The following is a 14,963-nucleotide window of genomic DNA, read 5'->3' as shown; positions in this document are numbered from 1 at the left end:
TCCGATCCACATAGCACATGCTTGCCCCCCCGGCTGGCAATCTTTATAGACCGCGTGACTATCTCAGGAGGACAGTCCCATGGTCTTCTTTCCCCACCGCCACCTCCTTGGCATCAAGGGCCTCACCGAGCAGGATATCACCTACCTGCTCGACAAGGCCGACGACGCCGTCAAGATCAGCCGCCAGAGGGAAAAGAAGACCTCGACGCTGCGTGGCCTCACCCAGATCAATCTCTTCTTCGAAGCCTCGACGCGGACGCAGTCCTCGTTCGAGCTTGCCGGCAAGCGGCTCGGCGCGGACGTCATGAACATGTCCGTCAGCACGTCCTCGGTCAAAAAGGGCGAGACGCTGATCGACACTGCGATGACACTGAACGCCATGCGGCCGGACGTGCTGGTCATCCGCCACTCCACCGCCGGTGCCGCCGCTCTCCTCTCGCAGAAGGTCGCATGCTCGGTGGTCAACGCCGGCGACGGCCAGCATGAGCACCCGACGCAGGCGCTCCTCGACGCGCTGACGATCCGTCGCGCCAAGGGCAAGCTTTCGCGCATCATCGTCGCGATCTGCGGCGACGTTCTGCATTCGCGCGTCGCCCGCTCCAACATCCTGCTGCTGAACGCCATGGGCGCCCGCGTGCGGGTCGTGGCGCCGGCGACGCTGCTGCCCGCCGGCATCGCCCAGATGGGCGTCGAAGTCTTCCACGACATGAAGGAAGGCCTGAAGGATGCCGACGTCGTGATGATGCTGCGCCTGCAGCGCGAGCGCATGTCGGGCGCCTTCGTGCCGTCGATCCGCGAATATTTCCACTTCTACGGGCTCGACGCCGAAAAGCTGAAAGCCGCGAAGGAAGACGCGCTCGTCATGCATCCCGGACCGATGAACCGCGGCGTCGAAATCGCTTCGGAAGTCGCCGACGGCCCCCAGAGCGTCATCGAGCAGCAGGTGGAAATGGGCGTCGCGGTGCGCATGGCTGTGATGGAGGCCCTGCTCGTCTCCGGCAACCAGGGTCCGAGAACGGAAGGAATGGGCGCATGAGCACGACCACGCCCCTCGTCTTGAAGAATGTCCGGATCGTCGATCCGTCCCGCAGCATCGACGAGGTCGGGACGATCATCGTCGGGGCCGACGGCCGCATCGCCGCGGCCGGCGCAGACGCGCTGAACCAGGGTGCACCCGACGGCGCGGAGGTGCGCGACTGCCGCGGGCTCACCGCAGTTCCGGGTCTCGTGGACGCGCGCGTCTTCACCGGCGAACCGGGCGCGGAACACCGCGAAACCATTGCCTCGGCCAGCCGTGCGGCGGCCGCGGGCGGTGTCACCTCCTTCATCGTGATGCCGGACACCGACCCGGTGATCGACGACATTGCTTTGCTCGAATTCGTACGCAAGACCGCCCGCGACACCGCCCTCGTCAATGTCTATCCGGCGGCGGCCCTGACGAAGGGGCTTGATGGCGTCGAAATGACCGAGATGGGCCTCCTGCAGGAAGCAGGCGCCGTCGCCTTCACCAACGGTCGTCACGGGCTCCACGACACGCAGGTCCTGCGGCGCGCTATGACCTATGCGCGGGAATTTTCCGCCGTCATCGCACTCGAGCCGAAGGACAAGTATCTCGGTGCCAACGGCGTGATGAACGAGGGCCTGCTTGCGAGCTGGCTCGGGCTTTCCGGCGTTCCCAAGGAGGCCGAGATCATCCCGCTCGAACGCGACCTCAGGATCGCGACGCTGACCCGCGCGAAATATCATGCGGCAAAGATCTCCGTCCCCGAGTCGGCCGAGGCGATCCGGGTTGCCCGCGAGCGCGGGGCGAATGTTACCTGCGCCGTCTCGATCAACCACCTGTCGCTGAACGAGAACGACATCGGCGAGTACCGCACCTTCTTCAAGCTGTCGCCGCCGCTGCGCTCGGAGGACGACCGCATGGCCATGGTCGAGGCGATTGCCGACGGCACCGTCGACATCATCGTTTCCTCGCACGATCCGCAGGACGTCGACACCAAGCGCCTGCCGTTCTCCGACGCCGCCGACGGTGCGATCGGGCTCGAAACGATGCTGTCCGCCGCCCTTCGCCTGCACCATAGCGGCCAGGTGTCGCTGATGCGGCTGATCGATGCCATGTCGACGCGGCCGGCCCGTATCTTCGGGCTCGAAGCGGGCACACTGAAGCCGGGAGCTCCGGCCGACATCACGCTCATCGACCTCGACGAGCCCTGGCTCGTCTCCAAGGAAGCGATCGTTTCGCGTTCCAAGAACACGCCGTTCGAGGACGCGCGCTTTTCCGGACGGGCAGTGTCGACCTATGTCCGCGGTCGGTGCGTGCATTCGCTCTAAAACAAAAGACGGGGGGACACCGTGGCGAACGTTAATTTCCTGCAAATCGGCCTGCCGGCGCTGATCGCGGTGCTGAGTCTGGGCTATCTCCTGGGCTCCATCCCCTTCGGCCTCATCCTCACCCGTATGGCGGGCCACGGCGACCTGCGGCAGATCGGGTCCGGCAATATCGGCGCCACCAACGTGCTCAGGACCGGCAACAAGAAGCTCGCGGCGGCGACCCTGCTGCTCGACGCGCTGAAGGCGACCGCGGCCGCAGTGGCCGCCCAGGCGGTGTTCGGCGCCAATGCGGGGCTCCTCGCCGGTTTTGCCGCCTTCATCGGGCACCTCTTCCCGGTGTGGCTCGGCTTCAAGGGCGGCAAGGGTGTCGCAACCTATATCGGCACGCTGCTCGGAGTCATGCCGTTGATGGTCGCCGTCTTCGCGGTCGTGTGGCTGTCGATCGCCTTCCTGACTCGCTACTCCTCGTTGTCCGCCTTGGTCGCAACCCTTGTCATTCCGGTTGTATTGTGGATTACTGGCGCCGAGGAAGCCGCCATCGTGACCGCGATCATGACCGTCGTTTCCTGGTGGCGGCACAAGGCCAATATCGAGCGCCTGATCGCGGGAACGGAAAGCCGGATCGGACAAAAGGGATAGGCGCATGCCCGAGCGCAGCGCAAGACGGAACGGGATTGCGCTGACGGAAAGACAACGGATCGCCTGGCTGCGGCTGATCCGAAGCGATAATGTAGGGCCCGCGACCTTTCGCGACCTCATCAACCATTTCGGAAATGCCGAGGCGGCGCTCGCCGCCCTGCCGGAGCTGTCACGCCGCGGCGGCTCGGCGCGGCCTATTCGCATCGCCAGCGAGGCCGATGCAGTCCGCGAACTCGAAACGGCCCGGCGCCTCGGCGCCACCTTCATCGGCATCGGCGAGCCGGACTATCCGCCGGCACTGCGACAGATCGACGGCGCACCGCCCCTCCTTGCGGCACGCGGCGACCTTTCGGCGACCCGGCTTGCCTATGTCGGCATCGTCGGCTCGCGCAATGCCTCGATCGCCGGCGTCAAGTTCGCGAGCCTGATCGCGCGTGAACTCGGCAGGGCGGGCTACGGCATCATTTCCGGACTGGCGCGCGGCATCGATACCGCCGCCCATCGCGCAAGCCTCGACACGGGAACGATTGCCGCCATGGCCGGCGGGCTCGATCGCCCCTACCCTCCCGAAAACGCCGCTCTTCTCGACGAAATCTGTAACGGCCGCGGGCTCGCCATCAGCGAGATGCCGTTCGGCTGGGAGGCGCGGGCGCGCGACTTCCCCCGCCGCAACCGCCTGATAGCCGGCGCAGCGCTCGGCGCCGTCGTCATCGAGGCGGCGAGCCGCTCCGGCTCGCTGATAACGGCACGGCTTGCCGGCGAGTTCGGTCGGCTCGTCTTCGCAGTGCCCGGTTCCCCCCTCGATCCTCGATGTCACGGCACCAACGGGCTTCTCAAGGATGGAGCAATCGTCACCACCGGCCCCGAGGACATCCTGCAGGCGCTCGCGCCGATCGCGGGCGTGGAGAACGCCACGCCGCCACGAGCCGACGAGCCGGAAGGAGATGGAGAGGAGAAGGCGTTGCAGCCGCCACCGACCGAGAACGAACGGACACGCATCATCGACGCCTTGGGCCCGACACCTGTCGAGATCGACGACATCATCCGCCACACCGGGCTATCGGCGTCATCCGTCTATCTGGTGCTGCTGGAACTCGATATCGCCGGACGGCTTCATCGCCATGCCGGCGGTCTAGTCTCCCTGGCCATGACGGACTGAAAGGCCCCTTCGCCCGGCCTGAATGTCGCCCGCCTCCAGATAGGCCATCTCGATCAGGTAGCAAAGCATGTCTGCACCTTCCCGCTGCGCCACGTTGCGCAGTTCGCCAAGTATCTGGCGGACATAGGCCATATTTTCGCGTACCCGCAAGCCGTCCCCGTTGCCGTCAAGAAAATTCGGAACCATTGTCCTATCCCCCAGATCCAAAAATGCCCGGTCACGCCGGACGGCTGCACATCAACAAAGACGAGGATAGACAATTTATCTAGAATTGCAACTTTAACGATTGCTCCCTTTGGTTGCACTGCGTTGAACTTGAGAAAATGACACCTCCCCCTTGACCGGAGGCGAATCCCTGTCCATGTCGGGGAGCCTATAACGCAACGTACCGGTTTCAGCCGTGCTGAAGATCAAAGGTCCGCTGGCTTGTACAGAGAAAAAGCATGAATGTCGTAGTCGTTGAATCTCCAGCCAAAGCCAAGACGATCAACAAGTATCTCGGTTCCGGATACAAGGTCCTCGCCTCTTTCGGTCACGTCCGCGACCTGCCGGCCAAGGACGGTTCTGTGCGACCGGACGACGACTTCGAAATGGTGTGGGAGGTTGACGGTGCCTCCGCGAAGCGAATGAAGGACATCGCCGACGCGGTCAAGAACTCCGACGGCCTCTTCCTCGCGACCGACCCGGATCGCGAAGGGGAAGCTATTTCCTGGCATGTTCTCGATCTTCTGAAGAAGAAGAAGGTGCTGAACGGCAAGCCGGTCAAGCGCGTCGTCTTCAACGCGATCACCAAGAAGGCCGTGCTCGACGCGATGGCGCAGCCGCGCGACATCGACGAGGCACTGGTCGATGCCTATCTCGCCCGCCGGGCGCTGGACTATCTCGTCGGCTTCAACCTGTCGCCGGTTCTCTGGCGCAAGCTTCCGGGCGCACGTTCGGCCGGCCGCGTGCAGTCGGTGGCGCTTCGCCTCGTCTGCGACCGGGAAACGGAAATCGAGCGCTTCGTCGCCGAGGAATACTGGCAGATCTCGGCGCTCCTGAAGACGCCGCGCGGCGACGAGTTCGAGGCGCGCCTCGTTTCCGCCGACGGCAAGCGCATCCAGACGAACTCGATCAAGAACGGCGAAGCCGCCGGACGGATCAAGGACCTGCTGGAAGGCGCCCGCTACGTCGTCGAAAGTGTCGAGGCAAAGCCCGTCAAGCGCAATCCGGGACCGCCCTTCACGACCTCGACGCTGCAGCAGGCTGCCTCATCCCAACTCGGCTTCTCCGCCTCGCGTACCATGCAGGTCGCCCAGAGACTCTACGAGGGTATCGACATCGGCGGCGAGACGGTCGGTCTCATTACTTATATGCGTACCGACGGCGTGCAGATGGCACCGGAAGCGATCGACGCGGCACGCCACGCGATCGGCGACCAGTTCGGTCCCCGCTACCTGCCCGAGAAGGCCCGCTTCTACTCGACCAAGGCGAAGAATGCGCAGGAAGCCCACGAGGCGATCCGTCCGACCGATTTCAACCGGATTCCGGCCAAGGTCCGCAGCCATCTCGATTCCGACCAGTTGCGGCTCTACGAACTGATCTGGAAACGCGGCATCGCCAGCCAGATGGCTTCGGCCGAGATCGAGCGCACGACCGCGGAAATCCTCGCCGACCGCAACGGCGAGAAGGCGGGCCTGCGCGCCGTCGGCTCCGTCGTCCGCTTCGACGGCTTCCTGGCCGCCTATACCGATCAGCGCGACGAGAACGAGACCGGCGAGGACGACGACGAAAGCGGTCGCCTGCCGGAAATCAATGCCCGCGAAATGCTGGAAAAGCGCAAGGTGAATGCCAGCCAGCACTTCACCGAGCCGCCGCCGCGCTATTCGGAGGCCTCGCTGATCAAGAAGATGGAAGAGCTCGGCATCGGCCGCCCGTCGACCTACGCGGCGACGCTCGCCACGCTCCGCGACCGCGACTATGTGACGATCGACAAGCGCAAGCTCATCCCCCAGGCGAAGGGCCGGCTGGTGACGGCCTTCCTAGAGAGCTTCTTCACCAAGTATGTCGAGTACGACTTCACCGCCGATCTCGAAGAGAAGCTGGACCAGATCTCCGCCGGCGAGCTGAACTGGAAGGACGTGCTCCGGGACTTCTGGCGCGATTTCTTCTCCCAGATCGAAGACACCAAGGAACTGCGCGTCACCAACGTACTCGACGCGCTGAACGAGGCTCTCGCGCCGCTGGTCTTCCCGAAGCGCGACGACGGTTCGGACCCGCGCATCTGCCAGGTCTGCGGTACCGGCCAGCTGTCGCTGAAGCTCGGCAAGTATGGCGCCTTCGTCGGCTGCTCCAACTATCCGGAGTGCAACTACACCCGCCAGCTCTCCTCCGAGGGTGGTGCCGACGCCGAGGCTTCGGGCGTGCCCGAGACGAAGAACCTCGGCAAGGACCCCGTTACCGGCGAGGAGATCACGCTTCGCAGCGGTCGCTTCGGCCCCTACGTCCAGCGCGGAGAAGGCAAGGAGGCCAAGCGTTCCTCCCTGCCGAAGGGCTGGACTGCGGCAGCCATCGACTACGAGAAGGCGCTGGCCCTGCTTTCGCTCCCGCGCGACGTCGGCAAGCATCCCGAGAGCGGCAAGATGATTTCGGCCGGCCTCGGCCGCTACGGACCGTTCGTCCTGCATGACGGCACCTACGCCAATCTCGACAGCATCGAGGACGTGTTCTCGATCGGCCTCAACCGTGCGGTCACAGTTTTGGCGGAAAAGCAGAGCAAGGGACCCGGAGGCCGCGGACGAACCGCCCAGGCGGCACTCAAGGAGCTCGGCGAGCATCCCGATGGCGGCGCGATCACCGTCCGCGACGGACGCTATGGTCCTTACGTCAATTGGGGTAAGGTGAATGCCACCCTGCCGAAGGGCAAGGACCCGCAGTCTGTCACCGTCGAGGAAGCGCTGGTGCTGATCGCCGAAAAGGCCGGCAAGTCCGGCGGCAAGGCCGGCACCAAGGCGAAAAAGACCTCGACCAAGGTGGCAAAGTCCGAAGGCGGCACCAAGGCCACCAAGACGAAGACAGCGGCGAAACCGAAGGCCAAGACGGCCTCGAAAGCGAAGAAGAGCTGACGATTGAAGAAGCCAACGCGCGACACGAGCCGCTCCGCAACCACCCGCCGAGGCAAGACCCAGCGGGGAGAGACTGAGACGTCAGGCGATGACCTGCCGATCATCCACGGAGCCGTTCCCTCGCGCGAAGTGCTGCTGCGCTTCATCGCGGAGAACCCGGATCGTGCCTCCAAGCGCGAGATCGCCAAGGCCTTCGGCCTCAAGGGCGAGGCGCGTGTCGAGCTGAAGGACGTGCTGCGCGCGCTCGCGGACGACGGCCTCGTCGAGAAGAACCGCAAAACGCTGATGCGTCCCGGCGCCCTGCCCTCGGTCGCGGTTCTCGACATCACCACCCGCGACAAGGACGGCGAGCTGATCGCCCGGCCCGCCGAATGGGCGGACGAGCTCGGTGTCGCACCTGCCGTCGCAATCCGCCAGTCGAGCTCCGATCGCGCCAAGGGCAAGGCGCCCGTCGGCGGGCTCGGAGACCGGGTTCTCGCCAAGATCTTTCCGGCGAAGGATCGTGCAGGCCCCGCCTACACCGCACGGGTCATCAAGATACTCGACAAGCGTCGCAACGCCATGCTCGGCGTCTTCCGCGAAACGCCGGGCGGCGGCGGACGGCTGATGCCGATCGACCGGCGCGACGCGGAAATGCTGATCGACAGTGCCGACCGGGCCGAGGCAAAGGACGGCGATCTCGTCGAGGCGGAAATCGCCCGCAGCAGCCGGTTCGGCCTGCCGCGCGGCCGTGTGCTTTCGGTGATCGGCTCCGTCGCGTCCGAAAAGGCGATCTCGATGATCGCGATCCACGCGCACGGCATCCCGCACATCTTTCCGCCCGCCGTCCTCACCGAGGTCGAAACGGTGAAGCTCGCCGGCATGTCGCATCGGGAGGACTGGCGCGATCTGCCGCTGATCACCATCGACCCGGCCGACGCCAAGGACCACGACGATGCGGTCTATGCCGAGCCCGACACCTCGCCGGACAATCCCGGCGGCGTGATCGTCACCGTCGCGATCGCCGACGTCTCCTGGTACGTGCGACCGAAATCGCAGCTCGACCGCGAGGCGCTGAAGCGCGGCAATTCGGTCTACTTCCCCGACCGGGTCGTTCCGATGCTGCCCGAACGCATCTCGAACGATCTCTGCTCGCTCAGGGAGGGTGTCGACCGGCCGGCACTCGCCGTCCGCATGGTCTTCTCGAAGGAAGGCCGCAAGGCCGGCCACACCTTCCACCGGATCATGATGAGAAGTGCGGCCAAGCTCTCCTACGCGCAGGCGCAGGCGGCGATCGACGGCGCGCCGGACGACAAGGCCGGACCGCTTCTCGACACGATCCTGAAGCCGCTCTGGCACGCCTACGAGGTGCTGAAGCGCGGTCGCGACCGCCGCCAGCCACTCGAACTCGACATGCCTGAGCGCAAGATCCTGCTGAAGCCCGACGGCACCGTCGATCGCGTCTTCATTCCCGAACGGCTCGATGCGCACAAGCTCATCGAGGAGATGATGATCCAGGCGAACGTGGCCGCGGCCGAGACGCTCGAAAAGAAGCGCCAGCCGCTCGTCTACCGTATCCACGACGCGCCGGCGCTTTCCAAGCAGGAGGCGCTTCGCGAATTCCTGGCGACCATCGGCATCAACATGGCGAAGGGCGGGCAGCTGCGCTCCAACAGCTTCAACGGCATCCTGGCGAGCGCCCTCGACACGCCGCACCAGACCATGGTCAACGAGATGGTGCTGCGCTCGCAGAGCCAGGCGATCTACAGTCCGGAAAATATCGGACATTTCGGCCTCAACCTGTTGAAGTATGCGCACTTCACCTCGCCCATACGGCGCTATGCCGACCTCATTGTGCATCGTGCGCTGATCGGTTCTCTCGGTCTCGGCGAAGGGGGCATCAGCCCCGACGAGGAGGCTGCGCTCGACGATATCGCCGCCGAGATCTCCACCTTCGAACGGCGGGCAATGGCGGCGGAGCGCGATACCGTGAACCGGCTCATTGCCCACCACCTCGCGGGCCGCATCGGCCAGGAATTCGACGGCCGCGTCTCGGGTGTGACCAAGGCGGGCCTATTTGTCACATTGCCGCAGTTCGGCGCCGATGGTTTCGTGCCGGTGTCAACGCTGGGGCGGGACTACTATATCTACGACGAGGCACACCAGGCGCTCTCCGGTGAGAAGACCGGTCTCGGCTACCGGCTCGGAGACGCAGTCCTGGTGAAGCTCGTCGAAGCGGTGCCGCTCGCCGGCGCGCTGCGATTCGAAATGCTGAGCGAGGGTCGCGAAATGCCGACGGCAATCCGCTCGTTCCACAAGACCACCCGTCGCGGCAAGAAGCAGCCGGGCACGCGGGCACGGCGCGGGCGGCACTGACGGCGCCCGACGAGAAAGGAAGCTCGACATGCAAGACAACGCGGCCGATACGGTGCTTCACCTCGGCGGACAGGAAGCGAACCGCCCTGTCGGACAATCGATCATGCGCGGAATGCTGAACACCTGTCCCGCCTGTGGCGGCGGCAAGCTCTTCCGGGCCTTCCTGAAGCCCGTCGACCGCTGCGCCGCCTGCCAGGAGGAGATGTTCCATCATCGCGCCGACGACTTGCCGCCCTATCTGGCGATCCTCGTTCTCGGCCACGTGCTGCTCGGTGGCTTCATGATGACGGATCTCATCTTCCCCGCCTCGGACTGGGTGCACCTTGCCATCTGGGCGCCTCTCGGCATCATCACCACGCTACTGGCCATCCAGCCGATCAAGGGCGGCGTCATCGGCCTGCAATGGGCGCTGCGCATGCACGGCTTTGGTGGCGAGAGTGACGATCCGGCCGAATACGATCCGCTGCCGAAGGATCAATGAGCCGTACCGCATTTCCCGACCCGACTGCCGCCGTTTCGCCGGCGCCGCGCCTGACGCCCAAGGACGCGGCGACCCTGATCGTGGTCGACCGCACGGACGGACGCCTGCGCGTGCTCTTCGGCAGGCGTGGCGAGCGCCACGTCTTCATGCCGAACCTTTACGTCTTTCCGGGGGGACGGAGGGATCGGGGTGACCACGCCCTCCCCTACACCCACGATCTCCATCCGCAGGTGCTTGCAAGGCTCGCCGCCGGCCGTACCGATCCCGCGGCACTGCGGCGTGGCCGTGCGCTCGCGCTCGCGGCCGTACGCGAGCTCCGGGAAGAAACGGGGTTGCACATAGGGAGGCTGTCGGATGGCGATACCGCCGCCGATCTCGCTAGCCTGCGCTACGTCGCACGCGCCATCACGCCCCCCGGCAATGTCCGCCGTTTCGACACACGGTTCTTTCTGACCTTCACGGACGAGGCGGGTATCGACCCGCAGCATGTTCGCGACTCGGCCGAACTGCACGACCTCACATGGCTTGACATCGAGGCGTCATCGGGTCTGAACATGCCGCTGATCACCAGGACCATTCTCGAAGACGTCGTCGGCCGGATCAAAGCCGATCCGTGCTTGCCATTCGGAAGCCCGGGTCCCTTCTACTACAGCCGCCGCGGACACACGTTCCGCGGCGACATCTGAGGAAATGCCATGTCCAAGCCGAAGAACGGCGCCAACGGTCACCGCGAAGACATTCACTGGCCCTCGCTGGTCGCCGCCATCTCGGCCATCACGGCGGTCGGCATCGCGATCGGCCTCGGTCTTCCGCTCCTCAGCATCATCCTGGAGAAACGGGGCATTTCCTCGACGCTGATCGGGCTCAACTCCGCCATGGCGGGCATCGCCGCCATGGTTGCGGCACCGGTGACGACCAAGCTCGCCCACGATGTCGGCGTCGCCCGCACCATGCTCTGGGCGGTGGTGCTCTCCGCTGCGAGCGCGCTCGGCTTCTACTACGCAGAGGCCTACTGGATGTGGTTTCCGCTGCGCCTCGTCTTCCATGGCGCAACGACCACGCTTTTCATCCTGTCCGAATTCTGGATCAATGCGGCAGCCCCGCCCTCCCGCCGCGGTCTCGTTCTCGGGATCTATGCGACGGTGCTTTCGGTCGGCTTCGCCTGCGGCCCCCTGCTCTTCTCCGTGCTCGGCAGTGAGGGCGTACTGCCCTTCGTCGTCGGCGCGCTGGCGATCCTCGTCGCCGCCGTGCCGATCTTCATCGCCCGCCGCGAGAGCCCGGTCCTCGACAGCAAGCCGGAACAGCACTTCTTCCGCTATATCTTCCTGGTGCCGACAGCAACCGTCGCGGTCTTCGTGTTCGGCGCCGTGGAAGCGGGTGGCCTGTCGCTCTTCCCGATCTATGCGACGCGCACCGGCTTCACCGAGGCCCAGGCAGCCCTGCTGCTGACGGTGATGGGGATCGGCAACATGGTGTTCCAGATCCCGCTCGGAATGCTCTCCGACAAGCTGAAGGACCGCCGGCTCCTGCTCTCGATCATGGCGGTCATCGGTCTCTGCGGATCGCTGGCGCTGCCCTGGCTGTCACAGAGCTGGGCACTGATGGCGCTCGTGCTGCTCTTCTGGGGTGGCTGCGTCTCCGGTCTCTACACGGTCGGTCTCAGCCATCTCGGCTCGCGACTCACCGGCGCGGATCTGGCAGCCGCCAACGCCGCCTTCGTTTTCTGCTATGCCGTTGGCACTGTCGCGGGGCCGCAGGGAATCGGCGCCGCCATCGATCTCGCCGGAAACCACGGTTTCGCATGGGCGATTGCCGGCTTCTTCGGCCTCTATGTCCTCGTTTCGGTGGCGAGACTGCTTTTTAAACCGAAACAGGCTTGACTTTTCGGGCGTGATTTGTAGTTTCGCGCCAGAATTTGCCGTGGGCTGCTCTGGTCGTCCACGGCTTGATTGTTATTAAAGGCAGGACGACCATGGCGAAAGCGACCACGATCAAGATCAAGCTGCTGTCGACAGCCGACACCGGTTTCTTCTACGTTACCAAGAAGAACAGCCGCACGATGACCGACAAGATGACGAAGACGAAGTACGATCCGATCGTCAAGAAGCACGTCGAATTCAAGGAAGCCAAGATCAAGTAAGACTTGATCCCTTCCGTACCTTAGAAGGCGCGCGGCTCCGGCCCCGCGCCTTTTTCGTTTTCCGTTATCTCGACGTTCCCTTTCCGCCAGCAAAAAAGCACCGCTCCGTAACCGGATCGCGGTGCTTTCTCGTTCGATTGGGGGTCGGCCAGCATGCCTGCGGTACGAGGAACCGCGTTTGTAGCATGCCAACCGACCGACCCCACGACCCAGGAGATGCGGCGGACCTGAGCATCATGGGGTATATCCGGCCTCTCCCGAGGCCTTGTTCTTCGGTGACGTCAAACTCGCGCAACTCGAAAAAAAAAGCAACATTTTCTTAACCGTTTCCTTCTTTGTCGGAAACTATGGTTAAAACCTGCAAATTCACGTGGGGCAAATAATAGCAGTGAGTTCGACTATACCGGGCGCGGCACAGAACAACAAAAGACGAATACTTCCATTGTCTTGATCCCCGGTTGATGCGGCAATCATGTGCGGAAGCGGGTCAGATTTCGCAGTCGTCCCGGATATGCATACGGCCGGAGGCAATGCCTCCGGCGCCCGGTGACCACTTATCGAGGTGCTGTGAAATCAGGCGGCGGCAGCGACCACCCGGTTGCGGCCGGCGCTCTTCGCCTGATAGAGGGCACGATCCGCCTGCTTCAGGAGCTGCTCCGGCGTATCGGTGCCCGGGGTCAGCGTTGCGATCCCCATCGATGCGGTCACGTCGAGGAACGACCCGTCGGCTTTCAGGGCAAAGGGGCGGTGCTCGATCATACCCCGCAGGCGTTCAGCGATGAGCGCGGCCGCGTCTGCGGCGGTATCCGGCATCACCACCACGAATTCCTCACCGCCATAGCGACAGGCGAGATCGGCCCCGCGCACCGTCGAACGGATGCGGGTTGCGAATTCGCGGATCACATCGTCTCCAGCATCATGCCCGTAGGTGTCGTTCACCTGCTTGAACCGGTCGATGTCGGTGATGCAGATCGAGAGTGGACGCCCCCTCGCCTGCGCACGGTTGAAGAGGACCTTCAGGTGGCTGTCGAGATAGCGGCGGTTGTGGAGACCGGTGAGCCCGTCGGTGACGGCAAGCTCGATGCTCTCCCTGACGCTCGTGCGGAGCCGGTCGTTGTAGCGTTTGCGGCGGATTTGGGTAAGCGTGCGCGCCACCAGTTCGTTCGGGTCGATCGGGCGTACCAGATAGTCGTTCACGCCAAGATCGAGCGCACGGATGATCATCGGCTCATCGCCGCTGTCGGTGACAAGCAGGATCGGGATGAAGCGCGTGCGTTCGAGCGAGCGCAGTTGCGAGCAGAGGCGCAGCGGGTCGTAATCATCGAAGTTCGCATTCACGATCACCAAGTCGAAGGCATTCTCCGCCGCCTCGAACAGGGCGGCCTGCGGATCGGAGCTCGCCGTCACTGCCGCCACCGGCTTCAGCGCCTTGATGATACGCTCCTGGCTGTTGGCACGCCCGTCGACGAGCAGGACCTGGGCGATCTCATCGATCCGGCCGTCCCCGGTCCGCAGCATGTCCTCCACGCCCATGTTGCGCGCCGCCTCGGTGCGGATACGCAGTTCGTCCGTCAGCGTCTTGAGGCGCACGAGGCTCTTCACGCGCGAAATGAGCTGCAGGTCGTTGACCGGCTTCGTAAGGAAGTCGTCGGCACCCGCCTTCAGGCCGCGGACGCGATCGGACGGCTGGTCGAGCGCCGTCACCATCACGACGGGAATATGCGATGTCCGTGAATTTGCCTTGAGGCGCTCGCAGACCTCGAAACCGTCGATGCCCGGCATCATCACGTCGAGCAGGATGACGTCGACATGGGTTTTCTCGCAAAGATCGAGTGCGGCATAGCCGTTGTCGGCGGTCAGCACATCGAAATATTCGGCAAGCAACCGCGCTTCCAACAGTTTCACGTTGGCGGGAATATCATCGACGACAAGAATTCTGGCGGTCATGACAATTTGTCCGGTGTTTCAGGCATCACCGAGATAGACTTTGATCGTCTCGATAAATTTTGGCACAGAAATGGGTTTTGATACATAGGCTTCGCAGCCACCCTGGCGAATGCGTTCCTCATCCCCCTTCATGGCGAAAGCAGTAACGGCGATGACGGGAATGACATGGAGTTCCGGATCGTCCTTCAGCCACTTGGTGACTTCGAGGCCGGAGACTTCGGGCAACTGGATATCCATCAGGATGAGATCGGGCCGGTAGCGGCGCGCAAGATCAAGCGCTTCCATGCCGTTGCGGGTCTGGATGGTCTCGTAGCCGCAAGCCTCGATGAGATCGCGGAAGAGCTTCATGTTGAGCTCGTTGTCTTCGACGATCATGACCTTCTTCGGCATACGATACGACCCTTCAGTCCCGGCGGTCCCAGCCGCCGCGGTAAATGCGGTTGGCTGTTGCACCTTCCCCTCGATGGCATATTAAGTTCATTTGGTTGAGAAAAAGGTAACTCGGAACACGACATGAAACCTCTCGAACTGCCGCCCGGCCCGGAAGAAACCGCGATTGCCGTCCTCGCCTGGCTGGCGGGCGAACCGGAAATGCTCGGTCGCTTCCTGGCGCTGACCGGAACAAGAGCCGATCAGCTTCGCCAGGCGGTCGACGATCCCGGCTTTCTCGCCGGTATGCTGGACTTCCTCATGGGCCACGAGCCCACGCTCATTGCGTTCTGCGAGGCCTCCGGCATCGCGCCTGAGACCGTCGTGAAGGCGTGGCGGCACTATTCCGGCCCCGGACTTGATTCGGGCGAGTATTGA

The 14,963-nt window shown here is 64.0% G+C and carries 14 protein-coding genes; 11 read left to right on the top strand and 3 right to left on the bottom strand.

The features are described 5' to 3' along the window. Positions 1 to 79 precede the first annotated feature (79 nt). The 4 genes from DFR48_RS05580 to dprA are packed head-to-tail and all read left to right on the top strand — an operon-like array spanning position 80 to position 4,129. Positions 80 to 1,036: an aspartate carbamoyltransferase catalytic subunit gene (locus tag DFR48_RS05580; protein ID WP_114362219.1), complete on the top strand. Its 957-nt coding sequence runs from the start codon at positions 80 to 82 to the stop codon at positions 1,034 to 1,036. Continuing rightward, positions 1,033 to 2,331: a dihydroorotase gene (locus DFR48_RS05575; RefSeq protein ID WP_114362218.1), complete on the top strand. Its 1,299-nt coding sequence runs from the start codon at positions 1,033 to 1,035 to the stop codon at positions 2,329 to 2,331. The genes DFR48_RS05580 and DFR48_RS05575 overlap by 4 nt, the downstream gene beginning before the upstream one ends. Positions 2,332 to 2,352: 21 nt before the next feature. Continuing rightward, positions 2,353 to 2,970 (top strand): glycerol-3-phosphate 1-O-acyltransferase PlsY, encoded by a 618-nt coding sequence (plsY, locus tag DFR48_RS05570; RefSeq protein ID WP_114362217.1) that lies wholly within the window; start codon positions 2,353 to 2,355, stop codon positions 2,968 to 2,970. 4 nt (positions 2,971 to 2,974) lie between these two features. Continuing rightward, positions 2,975 to 4,129 carry a DNA-processing protein DprA gene (gene dprA, locus DFR48_RS05565; protein ID WP_114362216.1) on the top strand — a complete coding sequence of 385 codons (1,155 nt, stop codon included), beginning with the start codon at positions 2,975 to 2,977 and terminating at the stop codon, positions 4,127 to 4,129. On the opposite strand, the gene DFR48_RS05560 is transcribed toward dprA, so the two are convergent. After that, the gene (locus tag DFR48_RS05560) at positions 4,103 to 4,315 is read right to left on the bottom strand and encodes a hypothetical protein (protein WP_114362215.1); all 213 of its coding nucleotides are present in this window, start codon (positions 4,313 to 4,315) and stop codon (positions 4,103 to 4,105) included. The two genes, dprA and DFR48_RS05560, sit on opposite strands and share 27 nt — an antisense overlap. 257 nt (positions 4,316 to 4,572) lie before the next feature. Here DFR48_RS05560 and topA point away from each other — a divergent pair, with 257 nt between their 5' ends. The 6 genes from topA (at position 4,573) to rpmG (ending at position 12,209) form a co-directional block, all read left to right on the top strand. Next, positions 4,573 to 7,233 carry a type I DNA topoisomerase gene (gene topA / locus DFR48_RS05555; protein ID WP_114362214.1) on the top strand — a complete coding sequence of 887 codons (2,661 nt, stop codon included), beginning with the start codon at positions 4,573 to 4,575 and terminating at the stop codon, positions 7,231 to 7,233. 93 nt (positions 7,234 to 7,326) lie between these two features. Next, on the top strand, positions 7,327 to 9,588 hold the full coding sequence (gene rnr / locus DFR48_RS05550; protein ID WP_245415537.1) for a ribonuclease R: 2,262 nt from the start codon (positions 7,327 to 7,329) through the stop codon (positions 9,586 to 9,588). A 28-nt stretch (positions 9,589 to 9,616) separates the two neighbouring features. Next, positions 9,617 to 10,069, top strand: coding sequence for a DUF983 domain-containing protein (locus DFR48_RS05545; protein WP_114362212.1), 453 nt, complete (start codon positions 9,617 to 9,619; stop codon positions 10,067 to 10,069). Beyond that, a complete protein-coding gene (locus tag DFR48_RS05540; RefSeq protein WP_114362211.1) occupies positions 10,066 to 10,755 on the top strand; it encodes an NUDIX hydrolase in 690 nt (229 codons plus the stop codon). The genes DFR48_RS05545 and DFR48_RS05540 overlap by 4 nt, the downstream gene beginning before the upstream one ends. 9 nt (positions 10,756 to 10,764) lie before the next feature. Next, complete coding sequence (locus DFR48_RS05535) at positions 10,765 to 11,949, top strand: MFS transporter (RefSeq protein ID WP_114362210.1); 1,185 nt, start codon at positions 10,765 to 10,767, stop codon at positions 11,947 to 11,949. A 92-nt stretch (positions 11,950 to 12,041) separates the two neighbouring features. Further along, entirely contained in the window at positions 12,042 to 12,209 is a 168-nt protein-coding gene (rpmG, locus tag DFR48_RS05530) for a 50S ribosomal protein L33 (RefSeq protein WP_112687186.1), read from the top strand. Between the two features lie 573 nt (positions 12,210 to 12,782). On the opposite strand, the gene DFR48_RS05525 is transcribed toward rpmG, so the two are convergent. Both DFR48_RS05525 and DFR48_RS05520 read right to left on the bottom strand, forming a co-directional pair. Continuing rightward, positions 12,783 to 14,156 carry a PleD family two-component system response regulator gene (locus tag DFR48_RS05525; RefSeq protein ID WP_114362209.1) on the bottom strand — a complete coding sequence of 458 codons (1,374 nt, stop codon included), beginning with the start codon at positions 14,154 to 14,156 and terminating at the stop codon, positions 12,783 to 12,785. A gap of 18 nt (positions 14,157 to 14,174) precedes the next feature. Next, the gene (locus tag DFR48_RS05520) at positions 14,175 to 14,546 is read right to left on the bottom strand and encodes a response regulator (protein WP_112687182.1); all 372 of its coding nucleotides are present in this window, start codon (positions 14,544 to 14,546) and stop codon (positions 14,175 to 14,177) included. 123 nt (positions 14,547 to 14,669) lie between these two features. On the opposite strand from DFR48_RS05520, the gene DFR48_RS05515 reads away from it, so the two are divergent. Beyond that, a complete protein-coding gene (locus DFR48_RS05515; RefSeq protein ID WP_112687180.1) occupies positions 14,670 to 14,963 on the top strand; it encodes a DUF3572 domain-containing protein in 294 nt (97 codons plus the stop codon).

It is taken from the genome of Ciceribacter lividus (assembly GCF_003337715.1).
GTDB classification, from domain to species: Bacteria; Pseudomonadota; Alphaproteobacteria; order Rhizobiales; family Rhizobiaceae; genus Allorhizobium; species Allorhizobium lividum.
This window is presented reverse-complemented; position numbering and strand designations above follow the sequence as displayed.